Raw genomic sequence first — 18854 nt, 5'->3', positions numbered from 1 at the left:
CACCCAAAAAGCTATTTCTAAGACAAAATTCAACATCTTCCAGACATCGCGCTTCCTTTGTTGGCAATGTGAAGAAATATTTCGCCAACAGCATCGTTTCTGGTACAGAAAACCAAGGCTTTTTGGTAGAGACATTTCGGGGAGTACAAGTCTTAAAAACTACCCAAGCTACACCCCAAGCCTGGGAAGAATATCAAGGAAATTTTGGTCGTCTGGCTAACTTGGGGTGGAGTACCATGCAGCTAGGACTTTACAGCAGCACTGTTACTAGTGTTCTTTCAACATTTATTAATATTGGTATTCTCTGGATTGGTAGCTATTTAGTAATTAATCGGACTTTAACAATCGGACAATTGATTGCCTATAACGGCATGAGTAGCAATTTTCTCGGCTTTTTGAGTTCTGCCATTGATTTAGCGGATGAGTTTATCACTTCTCAAATAGTTATTCAACGTCTGACAGAAGTTATTGATGCTACACCAGAAGATGAAAATGATGTTAAAAAGCAGTGGATAGAAATTCCTGGAAATATAGATATTACTTGCTCTGAAATTAATTTTCACCACACAGGGAGAGTTGATTTACTGCAAGATTTTTCCATAACTATTCCTGGGGGACAAGCAATTGCTCTAATTGGTAAATCTGGTTGTGGTAAAAGTACCCTAGCAAAATTGATTCCTGGTTTATATACAATTCAATCAGGCAATATTCGCTATGGTTTTTATAACCAGCAAGATATATCTTTGGAATGTTTGCGGCAACAAGTGGTTTTAATACCACAAGAAGCCCATTTTTGGAGTCGGTCTATTCTGGATAATTTCCAATTTAGTTATCCTCACCTTAGTTTTAGAGATATTATTATCGCCTGTCAAATCACTGGTGCTGACGAATTTATCAGCGAACTACCTGATAAATATCAAACTGTCTTAGGAGAATTTGGGGCTAATCTTTCTGGTGGACAAAAGCAAAGACTAGCTATAGCTAGAGCCATAGTTACTAACCCACCTATTTTAATTTTAGATGAGTCTACCAGCGCCCTCGATCCAGTGAGCGAAGCAGGAATACTAGATAGGCTTTTAGAGTATCGCCAGGGTAAAACTACTATTTTTATTAGTCATCGTCCTAGAGTGATTCAGCGTGCAGATTGGATTATTTGTTTAGAACAAGGACGGTTGAAAATTCAAGGGACAGTAGAAGATTTGCGACAAGTTAATGGGGAGCATTTAGACTTTTTGGATGATGTAACTTTGAGTCTTTCAGATGCGATAGATCGCGTCTCTATATGAGGATTTTGGGCTTACATGAACTGTATTGGCTAATATCTTCACCTGTTTTTCAATTTTGAAGTGTCTAACTATGGTTAACGTTCACAACACAGACTTTTTACAACCAATTCAAACAGATGAATTTCTGCCACCGATTAGTCGTTGGATTACCTTTGGTGGACTCTTTGTTTTCTGCGTTTTAGGACTAGCGATTCCCGTCGCCACAGTTGCCAAATATAAGGTGACAGTCAAAGGGCAAGCATCTGTCCGTCCATCTGGGGAATTGCAGATTGTGCAAGCGGCAACTGAAGGCCGAGTTATGCAGATTCATGTCAAAGAAAATCAAGTTGTCAAAGCCGGAGATGCGATCGCCATTATTGACGACTCCCGCTTACAAACGAAAAAAAGCCAACTGCAAACTAATATTGAGCAAGCTAAGTTACAGCTAGTGCAAATCAAGGCTCAAATTCACACTTTTAACAGTCAAATTGTCGCCGAAACTGCTAAAGTTAACCGAATTATCACTACTACTAAGGCTGCATTAAGCGCTAGCCAGCGCCAATATCAGGATAAAAAAATTACTACTGTGGCTGAATTCCAAGAATCTCAAGCTAATGTGCAAATAGCTCAACAAGAATTGCAGATTGGCAAAACACAGTTAGAAACAGCACAAGCTAATCTCTATTCTACTGAGGCCGCTTGGAATGCAGCGAAGTCAAAGCAAAATCGATATGAGAGTGTAGCGCAAGCAGGAGCATTGTCTAGGGATAAATTAGAGGAAGCGCGGTTAGCTACAAAACAGCAAGAACAAGCTGTAGCAGCACAAAAAGCAGTTGTGGAGGCGCAAAAGCAAACAATTGAGCGATCGCAACAAGCAATATATGCTGCGATCGCTAAAAATAAACGTGCGAAAGCCGCCTTAAATCCCAGTCATGCAGAAGTAGAAATTGCGACTGAGCAGATAGCGCGAGAAAAATACGCAGGTGAAAGTAACAAAGCCGCTTTAGAAAAAGAACGGCAAGGAATGATCAAGCAACAAATTGAAGTAGAACAACAGCTAAAGCGTGACAATAGGGAACTCAAGCAAGTGGAAAATGAACTTAATCACACCACTATCACTGCTACTGCTGATGGTATCATTTCTAAGATAAACTTGCATAATCCCGGTCAAACTGTGCGTCCTGGCGAAGAAGTCTTGCAGATTGTCCCCAGTCATGCAAAGCAGATTATCAAGGCAGTAGTGGCATCTGAAGATAAAAGTAAGCTCAAAATTGGTCAACAAGTTCAAATGCGGGTTAGTGCTTGTCCCTACCCAGATTATGGCACTCTCAAGGGTAAGGTCGAGGCGATTTCTCCAGATACCATGACTTCCCCAAACAATACAAATGGATCTCCTTCTTATGCCAATAGCACTCCGAAAGAGGCTGTCTCAGGTGCTTTTTATCACGTGACTATTGAGCCGGAAAGTCTGTTTTTAGGTAAAGGTAAAAATCTGTGTCCCATTCAGTTGGGAATGGAAGGTAGAGTAGATATTATTTCTCGTGAAGAAACGGTATTGCAATTTTTCTTGAGAAAAGCGAGGTTAATTGCAGATGTGTAATGCTAAACGAAATAATTACAATTTCAGGACTTGAAGTTTTTTATAAATTATTTCTCGTAAAATCTTTTGTTTTTCTCAGCGTTCTCTGCGCCTCTGCGGTTAAAAAGTAATTAATTTTAACCGCAGAGGCACAGAGAACACAGAGAGAAGAGGTTAAAATAATTCGTAACTGAATTTTTCACTACGAATTACGAATTACGAATTACGAATTAGTTAATACGGCCACTTCCAGTCACGAATTTCCGGCACATCATCGCCGTATTTCTGAATGTAATGCTTGTGTTCAATCAGCTTATCCTGCATCTGCTGTTTCACATAAGCTGCCCTAGATCCTAGTTTGGGGACGCGATCAATTACATCAATTACTAAATGGAAGCGATCTAAATCGTTGAGAACAACCATATCAAAGGGAGTGGTAGTGGTTCCCTCTTCCTTGTAGCCACGCACATGGATATTTTTGTGATTAGTGTGGCGGTAGGTTAGGCGATGAATCAGCCAGGGATAGCCATGAAAGGCAAAGATAACGGGTTTGTCGGTGGTGAAAAGTGTGTCAAAATCTTTTTCACTCAAACCGTGGGGATGTTCCGTTTTTGGCTGGAGTGTCATCAAATCGACTACGTTCACTACCCGCACTTTTAAATCTGCAAAGTGCTGACGCAAGATGTCTACAGCCGCTAAGGTTTCTAAGGTGGGAACATCCCCAGCGCAAGCCAGCACTACATCTGGATCGCCGCCTTCGTCGTTGCTTGCCCATTCCCAAATGCCGATGCCTTTGGTGCAGTGCTTGATGGCTGCATCTATGTTGAGATATTGCAATGCTGGCTGTTTTCCAGCAATGATGACGTTAACATAGTTGCGGCTTTTGAGACAATGGTCAGTTACCGATAGCAGAGTGTTGGCATCGGGGGGCAAATAGACGCGAACAATCTCGGCTTTTTTGTTAAGTACATGGTCGATAAAACCAGGGTCTTGGTGAGAGAAGCCGTTATGGTCTTGTCGCCAAACGTGAGAGGTGAGTAGGTAATTAAGAGAAGCAATCGGTCTGCGCCAGGGAATATGTTTGGTGGTTTTCAACCATTTGGCGTGTTGGTTGAACATTGAATCAATGATGTGGATGAATGCCTCGTAGCAAGTGAAAAATCCGTGACGACCTGTGAGGAGGTAGCCTTCTAACCATCCTTGGCAAGAAGTTTCGCTGAGAATTTCCATCACCCGACCATCGGACGAAAGGTGGTCATCTTCGGGGTAAATCTCGGCTTCCCAAACCCGGTCTGTAACTTCTAACACAGGGTCTAGGCGATTAGATGCTAATTCGTCAGGGGCGAAGATGCGGAAATTGCTACTTTCTTGGTTAAGTCGCATGATATCCCGCAGGAATTTGCCGGTCACTTTGGTAGCTTCTGCGATCGCTTTCCCTGGTTCAAGAACATCTACAGCATAGTCCTGAAAGTCCGGGATATTCAGGTCATGCAGCAAAATACCGCCGTTAGCGTGGGGATTGTCACCCATGCGTCGATGCTTTTTGGGGGCTAGTTCTGCTAGTTCGGGAATCAGTGTGCCGTTGCTGTCGAAGAGTTCTTCTGGTTTGTAACTCTTCATCCAATCTTCTAGGAGTCTCAGGTGGTCTGGCTGTTTGGCTATATTACCAAAGGGAACTTGGTGCGATCGCCAAGAACCTTCAGTTTTTTTGCCATCCACTTCTTTAGGCCCTGTCCAACCTTTGGGGGTTCGCATAACAATCATCGGCCACTGGGGACGTTCCGTGAAACCATGTACGCGGGCTTCCCTTTGGATACTTTGAATTTGGGCGATCGCTGTTTCTAGAGTTGCCGCCATCTGCTGATGGACATCTGCGGGATCGTCACCTTCTACAAAGTATGGTTTGTAGCCGTAACCTACAAATAAACTCTCCAACTCATCATGACTAATCCGTGCCAGTGTCGTTGGGTTAGCAATTTTATACCCATTCAGGTGCAGAATCGGCAGTACAGCACCATCACGTACAGGGTTAAGAAACTTGTTGGAATGCCAGCTAGTTGCTAAAGCACCTGTTTCGGCTTCGCCGTCACCGACAACAGCAGCAACAATTAAGTCAGGGTTATCAAAGGCAGCACCGAAAGCGTGGACAAGGGCATAACCTAATTCCCCACCTTCGTGGATCGAACCAGGAGTTTCGGGTGCAACGTGACTAGGAATACCACCGGGAAAAGAGAACTGTTTAAAAAGTTTCTTGATTCCCTCAGCATCCTGGGAAATATTGTGGTAATACTCAGTATAAGTGCCTTCTAAGTAAGTATTGGCTACTAGTCCAGGGCCTCCATGACCGGGGCCAGCAATGTAGATTGTGTTTAGGTCATATTTCTTAATCAGCCGATTCAGGTGAACATAGATAAAGTTCAGCCCTGGTGTTGTTCCCCAGTGCCCTAAAAGTCTGGGTTTAACGTGTTCCAGCTTTAGGGGTTCTCTCAGTAGCGGATTGTCCAGTAGATATATTTGCCCAACGGAAAGATAGTTAGCTGCACGCCAATAGGCGTTAATCTTCCGTAATTCTTCATCTGTTAAAGGCTTTGTTTGTGGAGTCGTTGCTAATGTCATTATCGACACTCCATTCCAAAAGGATTTTGATGGATTCATCCGTAAGTAATTATACTGCTTTTCCAGATGATGACCATCTACCCATGATAAATTTTTCCAGCCTTCTTGACTAAATTCTTTGGCTTTGGGCACAGGTTGGAAAGCGATGTCTACGATGGATTACACATCTCCTCGCATCAAACTGCGTCCTCTTGTTGAAGTTGAGATATATAATCAGTTAAAACGGATTCTGCAAAAGCTAAATCTTCATTAGCAAACTCAGTTTTCAATGCAGCAGCCTCAACATCAGAAATAGCATCCCAATGCTGAGTTAGTTTTTTTTTCTGGAGAGAGATAGCAAAATCTAATACTTCTTCTTGACTAGACTTGGGCAATTGGGACAATATTTCCAGTAGTTGGCTGTGAATAGTTGCTGTTGGTTTTTCTGGCATTGCCACACTTCCTAGATTAATAAATAAAGTATGTACTCTAATTTTCTCATGCTTCAAGCTTTGCTTTTCCTTGAACTATCCAGTACAGCAAAACTAGCTAGAGACAGATCAAGGAATAACCTAATTATTAATTTCCAATAATCCAGGCGGTGGCGTGATTTCAATACGATTAGATTTCAAGTCTACTATTGGGGCGATCGCTTCCACAAATGGAATCAAAACAGTCTTTTGCTTTTTGTCGCCAGCCAATGATTCATGCAACTTGACTTCTAACAAATCATTGCCGGCCGGGATGATATCTACCACCGTACCAACGAGTTCGCCAGATACCTGCATGAAGACTTCCAAGCCAATCAAATCGAGGACATGATATTCATCTTCGCCTAATTGGGGGCGAGCGCTAGCTGGCACCATTAATGTACAACCACGCAACGCCTCTGCCTGATCGCAATTTCCCACACCAGCTAATTTGATTACATACAAGTTTTTGTTACTGATATAACGTCCTGTCAATAATTCGATTGGTTGCGGTTCTGTATCATCTGAACGCAATAACCAACGTTTTCCTGGCACTTCAAATCTTTCGGGAAAGTCTGATATAGGATAAACCCGTAATTCTCCCGACAATCCTTGAGGGGAAACAATCTTACCAATTTCTAACCAATCGTCGAGATTGGGGGCTGGGGACTGGGGATTGGGGAAGGTGGGGCCTCCTCTGGGGATAAGGGGTAATGGGGATTGGGGACTGGGGATTGGGGATTGGGCATTTTGAATTTTTGAATTTTCTCCTACTCTCTTGCCCTTTCGCTTCTCTGCCCTTTTGCTTCTCTGCCCCTCTGCTTTTCTGCCTCCAATCTCTTTATTAGCTTCTTCGCGTTTCATTTCGATTTTTCCTACTAGTACAACACGGCGGAAATAAAGCACTCATTCCAAATCAATGAAACGCTGACGCTGTATTCATTTTTAATTTTTAATTTTTAATTCCGCCTTGCGGTACTAGGCAGTCACAGCTGCACGCTTATAAGCTTCTTCAGCTACTTTTGCTAAACGCTGCATAGCAGTGGCAATTTCCTCGTCGCTGCCGGTGAGGCTGATGCGGAAGCATTGGTGCTTGTGCGCCCACTCTTCCTCTAAACCGGGGAAGAAAGTACTTCCAGGGACAATAATCACACCCACTTGCTTTAATTGTTGGTAAAATTCCCAATCAGTGATGGGTAAATCCTCTAACCACAACCAAGCAAAAATTGCTCCTTCACCGCGATGGAGGAACCAAGGTAAATCCTTGGGCATCGCTTCTTCTAAGCTGGTTTCTAAAACGGTAAATTTATTTTGGTAAAAGGGACGGATGACAGTATGAGAAATTTCCACTAAGCGGCCAGAATTGATTGCATAAGCTGCGATCGCTTGGCCGTAACGTGAAGAATGGAGGCTCATATTTGCCTGAAAACACTCCAGCACTTCAATCCACTTTTCATCCCCAATCGCTATACCAATTCTTTCTCCTGGTAATCCGGCTTTCGATAAACTCAGGCAGTGGAGAATATTATCACCAAATACTGGTGTCATTTCGGTAAAGTTTAATGCTGGGAAGGGAGGCGCATAAGCGGAGTCAATTAACACAGGTAAATTGTAAGGTGCAGCGAGGGCGGCAATCTTTTTCACCTCATCATCGGTGAGGACGTTACCAGTAGGATTACAGGGGCGAGAGAAAAGGACACAACCAGTATTTTCTGTAATCGTAAGTTTGCTGAAGTCGGGGCGATATTTAAATCGGTGGGCAGCTGCATCAATATCGAGAGTTGGTTTGTAGGCAGTTAAGGCTTTTGGAACTAAGCAAATACCACCGTAACCTGTGTAATCAGGACTGAGGGGTAAAACGATTTGTTTTAACTCACCACTGGGGGTGTAGCCACCAAAGGTATTGGCAGCGTAGAAGTAGAGGGTTTGACTGCCGGGGGTGATTAAGATATTGCGATCGCTTAAGTTTAACCCGTAGCGTTTGTTAAAATCATTAGCGATCGCTTCAATCAATGGTGCATAGCCCTGACTTGAGCCGTAGCGGCAAACTACCTCACCATATTCTGGACTAGCAAGAAGTTGTGCAGTACAATCCCGCCATAATTGTTCTACCTCTGGCAAAATCAACGGATTACCAGCACTCAAATTAATAAACTGCCGCCCTGCACCCGCTCGTAATGTTTCGATAATATCCTTCATGATTGCTCTTACGCCAGTCAGGTTGGACATTTGAGCGCCGATTTGAGTTAGGGCAGGGTTCATAAGCTGTAATAAAATATATTAATTGAGGGGTGGACAAATTATTTAGGGTTTGCTGCTGACATCCAGTTTACATCGTTGTCAAAACAGCTGTTGCCGCCTTTAACCAATCTAGCTAGAGAATGATATTTTAACAAAGGTAATAATATTTATCGTTATAGCGGCGATCGTGCTGAGTAAATCCAATGAAGTAATACAAAAGTTTATCATGTGTTTAATATTTATGAGGGGACTGGATACTGGGTACTGGGGATGAGGCGGAGCAGGGAGAAGAATTTTCCCCTCCGCCCCCCGCACCCTGCCCCTCTGCCTCTTTTCAATACCCCATGCCCAATCACAAAGACAAAACGATACAGGAGCGCTGACATTGCAAGTTAAAGCAGCAGTAGCTTACAGTGCAGGTAAGCCGTTAACGATTGAAACCGTTCAACTATCGGGGCCACAAGCTGGCGAAGTGTTAGTTGAAGTGAAAGCAAGCGGGGTTTGTCATACCGACGCCTTTACGCTATCTGGTGATGATCCCGAAGGTTTGTTTCCGGCTATTTTGGGACATGAAGGTGCTGGTGTGGTAGTAGAGGTAGGCGCTGGTGTCACCAGTCTCAAACCAGGAGATCATGTGATTCCCCTCTACACTCCCGAATGTCGCCAGTGCGAATATTGTCTAAGTTTCAAAACTAATCTCTGTCAAGCCATTCGCTTAACTCAAGGACGCGGTGTGATGCCCGATGGCACTAGCCGTTTTAGTCTCGATGGACAAATGATTCATCATTACATGGGTACATCCACCTTTGCTAACTATACGGTGCTACCGGAAATCGCTTTGGCAAAAATTCGCGAAGATGCCCCATTTGATAAGGTTTGTTACATTGGCTGCGGTGTGACTACTGGTATTGGTGCAGTCATCAATACTGCTAAGGTGGAACCTGGAGCAAATGTTGTAGTTTTCGGGTTGGGTGGTATAGGCTTAAATGTCATCCAAGGGGCGCGGATGGTAGGGGCAAATATGATTGTCGGGGTAGATATTAATCCCAACAAACGCGCCTTGGCGGAAAAGTTTGGCATGACACACTTTGTTAATCCTCAAGAAGTAGAGGGTGATTTAGTTCCTTATCTGGTTGATTTAACAAAAGGCGGTGCTGATTACAGCTTTGAATGTATTGGTAATGTCAAATTGATGCGTCAAGCATTAGAATGCTGTCACAAAGGTTGGGGTGTCAGCGTGATTATCGGTGTTGCTGGTGCTGGACAGGAAATCAGTACTCGTCCTTTTCAACTAGTAACTGGGCGCGTTTGGAAAGGTTCAGCTTTTGGTGGCGCTAGAGGGCGTACAGATGTGCCAAAAATTGTTGATTGGTATATGGAAGGTAAGATAAATATTGATGATTTGATTACTCATATCATGCCCATTGAGCAAATTAATGATGCTTTTGAGTTGATGCACAAAGGTGAATCAATTCGCAGTGTGGTAACTTTTTAATTCGTAATTCGTACCTGATGCTTACGCAGAGAGTCCTGTTTCAGATAAGGTTTAAATGTCTATTTGAAACATAATTATGAATTATGATTTTTTAAATTATGTAGACATCACAAATCTGAAAAAAGGCAAAAAAACTGATGCCAAACTTTTATGATATAGACTTCTACACTTGGACTCAAGAACAGGCTAACCTTTTGCGTCATCACCAATGGAACCAGCTTGACCTACCTAATTTAATTGAGGAAATTGAATCTTTGGGAAGAAAGGAACGCCAAGAATTGAGAAATCGTCTTAGTGTGTTAATTGGACATTTGCTCAAATGGGAATATCAACCAAAGGAACGCAGCCGTAGTTGGGTAGCAACAATTAGAGTACAAAGACGGGAAATTATCAAGTTGCTGAACGAAAATCCTAGTCTGAAACCTTACCTTGAAGAGGCACTCCAGGAATCTTATGAAAATGGTAGGGATTTAGCATCAGGAGAAACAAATTTGCCACTCTCAACTTTTCCCCAGCAATGTTTATATCTTTTTGAGGAAATTTTGAGCGATCGCTTTTATCCCGGTGAGTCTACCACAGATGATTTAATGAATTGACACTCCTCAGTCAACTTGATAATACTCCATCAAAGTATCGATCAATTTCTGCTGTAAGTATTTCAAAGTCTACAGGCTTGGTTAAGTGGCATTTGAAACCGGCTTTCAGCGCAAGTTGCCGATCCTCCTGGCCACCGTAGCCGGTGAGTGCAATCAGAATTGAGCGATTAAATTTGGAGTCTTTACTTAGTTCCTGTGCAACGGCGAATCCATCCATTTCAGGAAGTCCGATGTCACAAATAATCACATGAGGCTCAAGCTTCCTGGCAATTTCTACCCCTAAAATTCCATTCTTGGCAATGGAAACTTCATGCCCAAAATACTCAAGTACTGCTTGTAATGATACGGCTGAATCCTCGTTGTCTTCGATGACTAAAATCTTCAACGATTTTTTAGCTGCTTCTGTAATCTCGATGTCGTTGTCTAAGGCTGTAATATCTTCGCATACAGGGAGAGTAACTTTGAATTCTGCTCCCAAATTTATCCCTCTACTTGAGGCTTGAACATTACCGCCATGAAGTTCCACGAGACTTTTTACTACCGAGAGTCCCAAACCTAGCCCGCCTCTTGAACGGTCTAAACTGCGATCGGCCTGGGTAAATGGCTCGAAAAGTTCTGGTAATATTGTTGGGTCTATTCCTATGCCTATATCTCTTACGGATAAGGCCGCCACACTACCTGAGCCATTCTCACTTGGAATAACTGAGAAATCAACCCAGATTGTTCCATCTGGCTGGGAGAATTTTAAGGCGTTATCAAGAAGGTTTCCAAAGATTTGGAAAAAGCGAGTGGAGTCAACATAAGCCCACACGGGCGTGTTTGGCAGGTCTTGGACTACGTTAAGATTCCATCTCTTGATTGCTTGTGCATGGTCGTTGAGACTCAGCCGAACCAATTCCACCAGATTAACTTTCTCAAGGTTTAATGAAATCTTCCCATAAGTGATAGACGATACGTCAAGTAACTCATCGATCAATTTCGAGAGGTGCTTAATCTGGTGCTGCATCATTAAAACTGTTTCCCCTACTGCACCAGTCTCACCCAGCTTTAACTTAAGTAGCTGAACGCCATTGGAAATAGGAGCAACAGGATTCCTCAACTCGTGAGCCAGCATGGCAATAAATTTGTCTTTTAGGGCGTTTTGGTTCGTAAGTTTCTGGAAAAGTTGCACGTTGGCGATCGCAACTGCTGTAGTATCTGTCAAAATCTCAAGGAGTCCGATTTCTTCGGGTGTGGCTAGGTGTCGTGTACTCCAGTAGGCTCCAATTGCACCCAATGGTTCGGAAACCCTGATCGGAACCATCACTAAACTCTTGACAAAAGTCACTTTGTACGCATCAATAGGAATTCGTGCATCTTGGTAAATGTCCTCAATTACGGCTGCTTGTTTATTGAGCATTGCCCAACCGGAGATGCAAGACTTGAGCGGAAAACGCATACCTTTCCACAGCGGCCCAATGGCGTTTTCGTCGACATAGTGGCAACATTCACCATCCCGCAGTACAAAAGTGACTCCATCCGCATTTGTGAGATCGCGAGCTGCTAAACGCACAATCTCAATAATTTCTTCTATAGTCCGCACACAAGCCAAATCCTTGACTACCGAAAGTAGCCTGTTGTAAGACGAAATGTTATAGCTTTGAGGTGAATTCTGTTCTTGAGAGATGGAGGTTTGTAATATATTTTTCATAAAAGACTCCGAACAAAAGGGATGTCTGTATAAAAACTCAGGTAAAGCGGGTAGGTTTCAGCAGATGCTTACTCTTAATCGTAATCTTAACTTTAGATATTGAGAGTACAATCTTTTAACGCATTTTTTCTCATAATGTAGTACAAATATTCTTAAGTGAATCAGTGAATATTCGGGAAATGCTCGTGTGTTCTAATGCAACCTCTGATGTTTGATGTACTGCGGTTACGTAGTTAGGAATAAGAATTAATGAAATACAATTTATGTCCCTGGTTTACCTCACCCTCAATCCCTCTCCAATATATCGGAGAGTGAAGCTAGAGACAGGATGAAATTCAATTAACTCTTGTGAGGTGGGCATCTTGCCCGCCCTATGGACTGGGCGGGCAAGATGCCCACCCCACAATATTGGATAATTTATTTCTTGGAGTTCCCTTATTTAGCGATCGCCAAATAATAATCAAATCGCTCCCGGAGTTGTTCAACCGTTAAATTTTGAGTCCAGTACTCTACTAGGGCGTGACCAAATGCCCAAGCGTTGCGATCGGGTGCAGCGGAGTTTTCTAGCAGTAACGGCCAAAGGGATAGCAATTCAAAGTTGCGCGAGTTGGAGTTGCCTGTATTCAAAAGCGAGAAAAGGTCATATCCCATTTGAAGTTTGCCAATCACAATCGGCAACTGTTCCACGGGAATTTGCTCTGCCAACATATATGCTAAAGCTGGAGATCCGGTTGAGAGCGTAGAAACAAACTGGAGGACGGGACTTTTGAGCAATGATGTTAGCCCTTGTGTTGTCGTCATTTGGAAGGTGTAATGGTCGATGATTTTGGCGGTGGCGACGATACGGGCTTCTAAGTTACGCAAAAAGCGGGCGAGACGGAGTTGCTTGGTAGGTGCGATCGCATCGATTAATCCCAACGATAGCGCCTCCACTCCCCAAGGAACTCGATTCGTTTTGCTGTCACCTGTAACCACAGGCAAAACTAGATTACAGAAGTTTCCCAGCAGTTTGGCACGATACTCAGTGGCTTCGCGAATGGCAATTTCTTTGGCGCGATCGCCCCATTCCCAATCATAAGGCGGTCGCCATTCGCGGATGGGACGCAGCCGATCTACTTGGGTAACGATCGCGATCGCAGGTAAATCTGCAACTTCGGTTTTGATATCTTGCAAAAAGTCCACATCCATTTGCAGGGCAGGATCGAGGGCAGGAGTAGCTAACAGCAGCAAATCTGCGTTGATCGCATAATCAAGCACCAAATTTCGGAGTTCGGCACGGTTCACCTGTTCGTAACCAGGTGTATCCCAAAGCGTTAGGGTTTCTCCACCTTGAGTTTGCCATTGATAATTTTGAATGCGATCGGTACTGGGTAAAACATCAACGGCTGCAAGATCCGCCTGAAATAACGTGTTAATCAGGCTACTTTTTCCCGATCCTGTGCGCCCTACCAGCAGAATATTAACGGGCTTTTGCCCAACCACCTCAGCTGGTTCAGCTTGAGTTAAGATTTCTCGGAGTGTTTGGGTTTTTGTCTGGGGTAAAGTTGGTATGGAAACTACGGTTGCTGAAACTGGGCTGCGTCCGTAAAGTGCGATCGCCTGCCGACATAAGTTTCTCAGGGCAGCTTCCCGGAATAACTGGCTCAAATTTCCCAACAATTGCTGAGTTGCTTGATTACTGGAACCCTGGCTAGCTTGTTTTGCCACCGCCGCCACCGGATTTAAAACCCACTGCGCCCAATTCCAAACACGCCAGAATTTTCGGGCTGATGGTTCCAACTTCCGGTAGACTTCATATCCTTGGTATGCTTGTCCCACCGTTACCTGATTGAGGATAGGGGATAACTTTTGCATCCACTGATCCATATCATCCACGGTTCCGCGAATCAGCCCGTAAGCTTGGGGGACATAGATATTCAGCAGAGGATATTGAATTTGAGGATTGTAAATATGAGCGATCGCCACGACTAAATCTTGGCAGCGCGTCCAAAAACTTTGCCAGTCTTCCCAAATGGGGCGATCGCTTTGTGCTGCTTGCAGAATTTCTTGGAGTGCGGTTTCTGCAAGCTTTGTAGTATCACTTCCCACTGGTTGTACTGTATCTTCTGCCGTCGATTCCAGTTCTTCACGGACTTGAGTTAATACAGCTTCTATTTGGTTAACAGCTGGTTGAGTCCATTTGACTAGCAGCCAACGCCAACCCACGAATAAAAGAGTAAACACACCCCAAATCCAATTAATGCCCCATGCGTGAATTTGCGAACCGGCGGATACCAGTAAAAAAATGATGATAAACGCGATCGGGATTGCTAATACAACCCACTGCCACGGTTTTAATCGCACCATTGCCCCATACCTGCTTTGGTTAGACTGCTTATATTGCTATTGTCGATCTAAATCTTGTGGTAAGTTCTGGATTACTGCATGTATTAAAGTGTAATAATAGCTCACGCTGGCTGCTCGTTCATCTGATGCGTTGTGGGAAAAGTGGAGATTTGACTACCTTTAAGATAAGATTTACGTGAATAAATCACCAAAAACTGACTTATGGGCGTTAAATTATGCTTGTAGATTTTACAGTCGAAAACTACCGTTCAATTAAAGAACCTGTAACCCTAAGTGCGGTTGCTCAAAAACAAAGCGATCGTCAGACAAGCCAAAGCAGCAAACGCAAACGGGTAAAGTCAGATCATGAAATTGCACCTGGATACCATGTTGAAGGGTGGGACATTGAGCTTTTACCTGTTCTGGCAATTTTTGGAGCTAATGCTTCAGGTAAGAGTAATGTTATCCAAGCTTTGGATTATTTATTGCTTATGATGTCTAAAGGAATTCAGGAAGCAGTCACATTCCAGAAATTATTTAAATCGGCAAAACTAGATCCTTTCAGGTTAGATATGATCTCTGCTCAAAAACCTACAAAATTTGAATTGAGAACTTTATTTAATAATAATATTTACACCTATTCCTTAGTAATTAATGAAAATAATATAATTTCAGAAAGCTTAGACTATGCCTTAAATACAACTAAGCGTACTCGTCGTTTATTTCATCGCCAATGGGATGAAACCAATAAAAACTTTATATGGAAGACTGGTGAGCATTTTGCTGGCTACCATAATCAACTCCAGGATAATATTAGAGAAAATGAGTTATTTTTTAGCATATTAGTAAAGCTAAAAGTAGATGTAATTGAGTCTATTGTCCGCTGGTTAAAAATTCGCTGGATTGGAATTAATTGGGAAAATCCAAAGTACGATAATATTACATTGATTAAATCACTACAAGGTACTGAAAATTCCATCTCAAATGAAATTATTGAAGAAGTCTTGACTATTTTACAAAAATTCGATACGGGACTGTCAAGAATCGATATGGTAAAGAAGTATGATGATCCAAATGACTACAATATATTTGCTGTACATAACACCGATGACGGTGGTTCAGTTGCTTGGCTTTTTGATGAAGAATCTCTTGGAACACAACGCTTATTTAATTTAGCATTTCGGATAGTAGTAGTAAGGAAAACAGGAGGATTGATAATTTTTGATGAATTAGGCACAAATATTCATCCAAATATTCTAAAACGTATTATCGAAATATTTCAAAATCCTAAAACCAATCCAAGAAGCGCTCAACTGATTTTAACTAGTCATGATAACACGTTACCAAGAAACAACTTGTTACGACGTGATCAAATTTGGTTTACACAAAAGCGCTCTGATCAAAGCACTGAGTTGTATCCCTTAACTGATTTCCATGTGCGAAATGATTTGGCTATTGACAAAGCTTATTTAGATGGTCATTTTGGAGCTGTTCCGTTTCTCCCATCTGAAGAGGAAATGATTTTACAGGATGATGAGCAGTGCCAAGAAAGTTAAATCGCCGCCCACCTAGCAGAAATATTGCTCAGAAAATACTAATTGCTTGTGAAGGAAGTAAAACAGAACCAATTTATTTCAATAGTATCCGCAATGAATTACGTTCGCCAACTTTAGATATTATTGTATTGCCTCATCAAAACAAAACTGATCCACGTAGCATTATTGAAAGACTCATCGAAGAGCGACAGCAGAGAAAAGATAACCAGCAGTGGAGTAAAGAAGATGAGGCTTGGGCTGTTTTTGATGGAGATGAGCATATTGAAAAAAGTCTGGCAAATTGGCAAAGTGCAATAAATCGAGCTACAAGCCAAAAGATTAATCTGGCAATTACCAATCCGTGTTTTGAACTCTGGTATCTAATTCACTTTCAAGACCATTTTGCACAAATCACTCGTGATAGGTTAGTTAATTTGCTTGAAAAGCATATACCCGACTACGACAAATCAATGTGCTTGTATCCAAAACCATTGAAATCGTTAACTGAACAAGCGATTCAACGTGCTGAGAAGATAGCAAAGCAGCTAGAACGTAATGAATTATCTGAGCATTCAAATCCCTGCTGTAGTGGGTTGCCCAAACTGATTAGTAGTTTATTAAGTTTAGAGAATAGTTAGAGAAAGCATTCTGAATCACTTCTTGTAGATCAATACTTTTCCACAGGTATAATCACTAATGAAATTCAGCTGAAAATAAATAATTAAAAAAGGCTTGCGATCAATCCGGTTTCGGCTGAAGCATAATTTAGATCAAATGTTCCAGCCTCCCATAAAAATGTTTTTTGTTGCCGATGAAATTTCCATCAGAAGCTTGGGAATAATAAATCGTGCTAGAGAAACATTTGCAATGAATCTCAGCAGATTAAGTGTGTTTACCATCGGCAATTAAAGGAACAATTTGTTAATGAAAGTGAGTTCATCAGGGATTAAGCTAGGTTTTGCAGTTGTTAGCAGCAGTTGTTTAGCAGCAGTAGCGATCGCTTTCAGTAGCGCCAGTGCAATTGCTGCTCAATTCATCACAATTGAAAGTAGCGGTACTTTATCAGGAACAATCGAACTTCCCAGTAATAATCCCAATTTCAATAACAGTATTACTCGTATTGATACAGATGACACTGGAACTTATTACCGGAACTTAGGTACTAATAATAATCCTAATTATGTGCCTGTATACCAGTCAGACTATTTAAAGGTACAAACACGCTCTGATGGAAGTCTGCATTACTTTGTTGATTTTAAAGGTATTCCAATTGTCTCCTTTGATGGTGTTCTCACATCGCCAGTTCTTTCTGGTGGTCAGTTGACACCCTATAAATACCAGGGACAATTGGCAGGAACTACATTTCAAGGAGTAGTTCAGGATGAATTTAATCTCACAAAGGCTTTCTACACTGGCACTGTCACCGACCCAGACACCGGAAAGCAGTACCAAGGTACTTTTGAAGTGAGTGGATATGGGGAGCGATATAGTAACCCCAATGGTAGTTTAACTCCCACGGTCTTTGATTTTCAGTCCGATATTCCAGGTTTGCCAACCATAACATCTTTGACCATAACTAACGCTACCTTGGCAAATTTGAGAATTAAAGTACCTATAGATGAAACTTCTATTCCAGAACCCGCTAGCCTTCTTGGAACCTTGATGGTAGCTGGTTGTGGTATTCTTTTGAAAAGAAGAAAAGACATCGAACCTAAGAAGATGTTTTGAAACTAAGAGGCTGTTATGAAGAGTGCTGAGTTACATCTATTGTCAGGTAAATAAACCACGCGGTAGGGGCACAGCATTGCTCATTGGTGTCAACTTAACGTGAAAGCAAGCCTAGAACCAGCTTTTAGATTGCCTCGTTCCCAGTCTCCGACTGGGAATGCTTGTCTTTGAGGCTCCGCCTCTCTTTACTGGCGGCAGAGCCACCAGGAGCAGAATTTCCAGCCGGAGGCTGGAAACTAGGTTTCAAAGGAGTTTCAGCTTAAGTTTACACCAGTACTGAGTACTGAACTTCAAAACTCAGTATGGGCTAAACCTTAGCTACCCGCTAACAGCACTGAGTATGGTAAAAGTCCGGCTGAATTGAATCAATCATCTATACGCAATAGTTTGCGGTAAAACGGTTGTGAAAAATCGGTTACGCGATAACGTTTATAGTTGTCCATAAGTTCAATTAAAAAATTAATAAACTCGAAACTAGCCATCATCAGTTCATAACTTAGGTCAGCGTTGCCATCAAACTGAATTCGGCAACGAGTTAAGTCTGAGGGTAGGGTGGCAACATTCCAGGAGGCGACAAAGGGGACATGTTCGCTGGCTTCTATCTTCCGATGTCCCTCCAAGACTCCTTTTTGATAAAGACTGATGGCATAGGGTAAGAAATTGCGCCTAGCGCCCTGAACGTAAGGTAAGTAAACACTGGCTTGTTGTTGAGTGGCAGGCTGAAGTTGCTCAATAGACATTATTAAATATTCCTCAAGTTAGTTTGCAACTGGGGATATTAGTGGCTGTTAGTAGTATTCCCAAAAGATGTGTCTAAAGCATATGGGAAATAGGGAGCAAGGAAGAAGAATTTCCCCCCCGCTCCCTGCCCCCCGCCCCTCTGCCTCTTTTCAATACCCAATAAATGAAGTTCCTGCTAAGAAATATTAAAATTTCGGTTACAATGATGCTGCATTAACTGTTATCGAAGCTGGGAACGGTAACACTAAAAATCCCGACTGTAAAGTGGTGGATAACGTTATTGCAGTTTCTCCCAACAAACAAGCTGCTGCTACCTTGCTATTACTTTGCCTAAACCGGAGTTCTCTTTGGAGAAAGTCCGACTCTACAAGCTTCCTGCCGAAGTGGCTATCAAAGGAATCAAGCCTCTGTCTAAGAGTAGCAAACGTGGTTAATGTCAAGTAATTACGCAGAGTGGCGGTGACAACAAAGGTAATCCCAGTGGCTTTTGGCTTAGGGATAGCGGGTATTGCAGTTTGCCCATTCCGATTAAGATCGGGAAAAGTAGCTTAGGGATATTTGTCCGTAAAATTACTAACTGTAGACAAATAGTGG

The 18854-nt window shown here is 42.5% G+C and carries 14 protein-coding genes; 7 read left to right on the top strand and 7 right to left on the bottom strand.

Going from position 1 to position 18854, the window contains the following annotated elements; translation table 11 throughout:
• On the top strand, positions 1 to 1286 hold a 1286-nt coding region (locus V7L31_RS09470), incomplete at its 5' end, for a peptidase domain-containing ABC transporter (protein WP_334695983.1).
• Positions 1287 to 1356: 70 nt separating this feature from the next.
• Positions 1357 to 2865 (top strand): HlyD family efflux transporter periplasmic adaptor subunit, encoded by a 1509-nt coding sequence (locus V7L31_RS09465; protein ID WP_334695982.1) that lies wholly within the window; start codon positions 1357 to 1359, stop codon positions 2863 to 2865.
• A gap of 213 nt (positions 2866 to 3078) precedes the next feature.
• Here the strand turns inward: V7L31_RS09465 and V7L31_RS09460 are convergent, their stop codons facing one another.
• The 4 genes from V7L31_RS09460 to V7L31_RS09445 all read right to left on the bottom strand — a co-directional run bounded on the left by V7L31_RS09460 (position 3079) and on the right by V7L31_RS09445 (position 8171).
• On the bottom strand, positions 3079 to 5460 hold the full coding sequence (locus V7L31_RS09460) for a phosphoketolase family protein (RefSeq protein WP_334695988.1): 2382 nt from the start codon (positions 5458 to 5460) through the stop codon (positions 3079 to 3081).
• A 176-nt stretch (positions 5461 to 5636) separates the two neighbouring features.
• Entirely contained in the window at positions 5637 to 5891 is a 255-nt protein-coding gene (locus V7L31_RS09455) for a hypothetical protein (RefSeq protein WP_334695981.1), read from the bottom strand.
• 120 nt (positions 5892 to 6011) lie between these two features.
• Positions 6012 to 6773: a ribosome maturation factor RimM gene (gene rimM, locus V7L31_RS09450; protein WP_334695980.1), complete on the bottom strand. Its 762-nt coding sequence runs from the start codon at positions 6771 to 6773 to the stop codon at positions 6012 to 6014.
• Between the two features lie 114 nt (positions 6774 to 6887).
• Positions 6888 to 8171, bottom strand: a complete 1284-nt coding sequence (locus V7L31_RS09445; RefSeq protein ID WP_334695979.1) for a valine--pyruvate transaminase — start codon at positions 8169 to 8171, stop codon at positions 6888 to 6890.
• Positions 8172 to 8535: 364 nt separating this feature from the next.
• Here V7L31_RS09445 and V7L31_RS09440 point away from each other — a divergent pair, with 364 nt between their 5' ends.
• Both V7L31_RS09440 and V7L31_RS09435 read left to right on the top strand, forming a co-directional pair.
• Positions 8536 to 9645 carry an S-(hydroxymethyl)glutathione dehydrogenase/class III alcohol dehydrogenase gene (locus V7L31_RS09440; protein WP_334695978.1) on the top strand — a complete coding sequence of 370 codons (1110 nt, stop codon included), beginning with the start codon at positions 8536 to 8538 and terminating at the stop codon, positions 9643 to 9645.
• A gap of 137 nt (positions 9646 to 9782) precedes the next feature.
• Positions 9783 to 10241, top strand: coding sequence for a DUF29 domain-containing protein (locus tag V7L31_RS09435; RefSeq protein ID WP_334695977.1), 459 nt, complete (start codon positions 9783 to 9785; stop codon positions 10239 to 10241).
• Positions 10242 to 10251: 10 nt separating this feature from the next.
• Here the strand turns inward: V7L31_RS09435 and V7L31_RS09430 are convergent, their stop codons facing one another.
• Both V7L31_RS09430 and V7L31_RS09425 read right to left on the bottom strand, forming a co-directional pair.
• The gene (locus V7L31_RS09430) at positions 10252 to 11931 is read right to left on the bottom strand and encodes a hybrid sensor histidine kinase/response regulator (RefSeq protein WP_334695976.1); all 1680 of its coding nucleotides are present in this window, start codon (positions 11929 to 11931) and stop codon (positions 10252 to 10254) included.
• A 435-nt stretch (positions 11932 to 12366) separates the two neighbouring features.
• Complete coding sequence (locus tag V7L31_RS09425; protein WP_334695975.1) at positions 12367 to 14277, bottom strand: GTPase family protein; 1911 nt, start codon at positions 14275 to 14277, stop codon at positions 12367 to 12369.
• Positions 14278 to 14492: 215 nt separating this feature from the next.
• Between V7L31_RS09425 and V7L31_RS09420 the strand changes: the two genes are divergently transcribed.
• The 3 genes from V7L31_RS09420 (at position 14493) to V7L31_RS09410 (ending at position 17519) form a co-directional block, all read left to right on the top strand.
• The gene (locus tag V7L31_RS09420) at positions 14493 to 15812 is read left to right on the top strand and encodes an AAA family ATPase (RefSeq protein WP_334695974.1); all 1320 of its coding nucleotides are present in this window, start codon (positions 14493 to 14495) and stop codon (positions 15810 to 15812) included.
• Positions 15797 to 16429 carry an RloB family protein gene (locus V7L31_RS09415; RefSeq protein WP_334695973.1) on the top strand — a complete coding sequence of 211 codons (633 nt, stop codon included), beginning with the start codon at positions 15797 to 15799 and terminating at the stop codon, positions 16427 to 16429. The genes V7L31_RS09420 and V7L31_RS09415 overlap by 16 nt, the downstream gene beginning before the upstream one ends.
• Positions 16430 to 16715: 286 nt before the next feature.
• On the top strand, positions 16716 to 17519 hold the full coding sequence (locus V7L31_RS09410) for a PEP-CTERM sorting domain-containing protein (protein WP_334695972.1): 804 nt from the start codon (positions 16716 to 16718) through the stop codon (positions 17517 to 17519).
• 365 nt (positions 17520 to 17884) lie between these two features.
• Here the strand turns inward: V7L31_RS09410 and ebsA are convergent, their stop codons facing one another.
• Positions 17885 to 18259, bottom strand: a complete 375-nt coding sequence (ebsA, locus tag V7L31_RS09405; protein WP_104905290.1) for a type IV pilus biogenesis protein EbsA — start codon at positions 18257 to 18259, stop codon at positions 17885 to 17887.
• Positions 18260 to 18854 lie beyond the last annotated feature (595 nt).

The sequence above is a fragment of the Nostoc sp. genome (assembly GCF_036916655.1).
Classification (GTDB): domain Bacteria; phylum Cyanobacteriota; class Cyanobacteriia; order Cyanobacteriales; family Nostocaceae; genus Nostoc.
The sequence above is the reverse complement of the archived record's forward strand: the minus strand, read 5'-3'. Positions and strand labels throughout refer to the sequence as shown.

Coding starts and splice junctions, on each gene's coding strand:
- V7L31_RS09455 (WP_334695981.1), bottom strand. CDS start 5,891: ATGCCAGAAAAACCAACAGCAACTATTCACAGCCAACTACTGGAAATA.
- V7L31_RS09425 (WP_334695975.1), bottom strand. CDS start 14,277: ATGGTGCGATTAAAACCGTGGCAGTGGGTTGTATTAGCAATCCCGATC.
- V7L31_RS09445 (WP_334695979.1), bottom strand. CDS start 8,171: ATGAACCCTGCCCTAACTCAAATCGGCGCTCAAATGTCCAACCTGACT.
- V7L31_RS09435 (WP_334695977.1), top strand. CDS start 9,783: ATGCCAAACTTTTATGATATAGACTTCTACACTTGGACTCAAGAACAG.
- V7L31_RS09460 (WP_334695988.1), bottom strand. CDS start 5,460: ATGACATTAGCAACGACTCCACAAACAAAGCCTTTAACAGATGAAGAA.
- ebsA (WP_104905290.1), bottom strand. CDS start 18,259: ATGTCTATTGAGCAACTTCAGCCTGCCACTCAACAACAAGCCAGTGTT.
- V7L31_RS09410 (WP_334695972.1), top strand. CDS start 16,716: ATGAAAGTGAGTTCATCAGGGATTAAGCTAGGTTTTGCAGTTGTTAGC.
- V7L31_RS09465 (WP_334695982.1), top strand. CDS start 1,357: ATGGTTAACGTTCACAACACAGACTTTTTACAACCAATTCAAACAGAT.
- V7L31_RS09430 (WP_334695976.1), bottom strand. CDS start 11,931: ATGAAAAATATATTACAAACCTCCATCTCTCAAGAACAGAATTCACCT.
- V7L31_RS09420 (WP_334695974.1), top strand. CDS start 14,493: ATGCTTGTAGATTTTACAGTCGAAAACTACCGTTCAATTAAAGAACCT.
- rimM (WP_334695980.1), bottom strand. CDS start 6,773: ATGAAACGCGAAGAAGCTAATAAAGAGATTGGAGGCAGAAAAGCAGAG.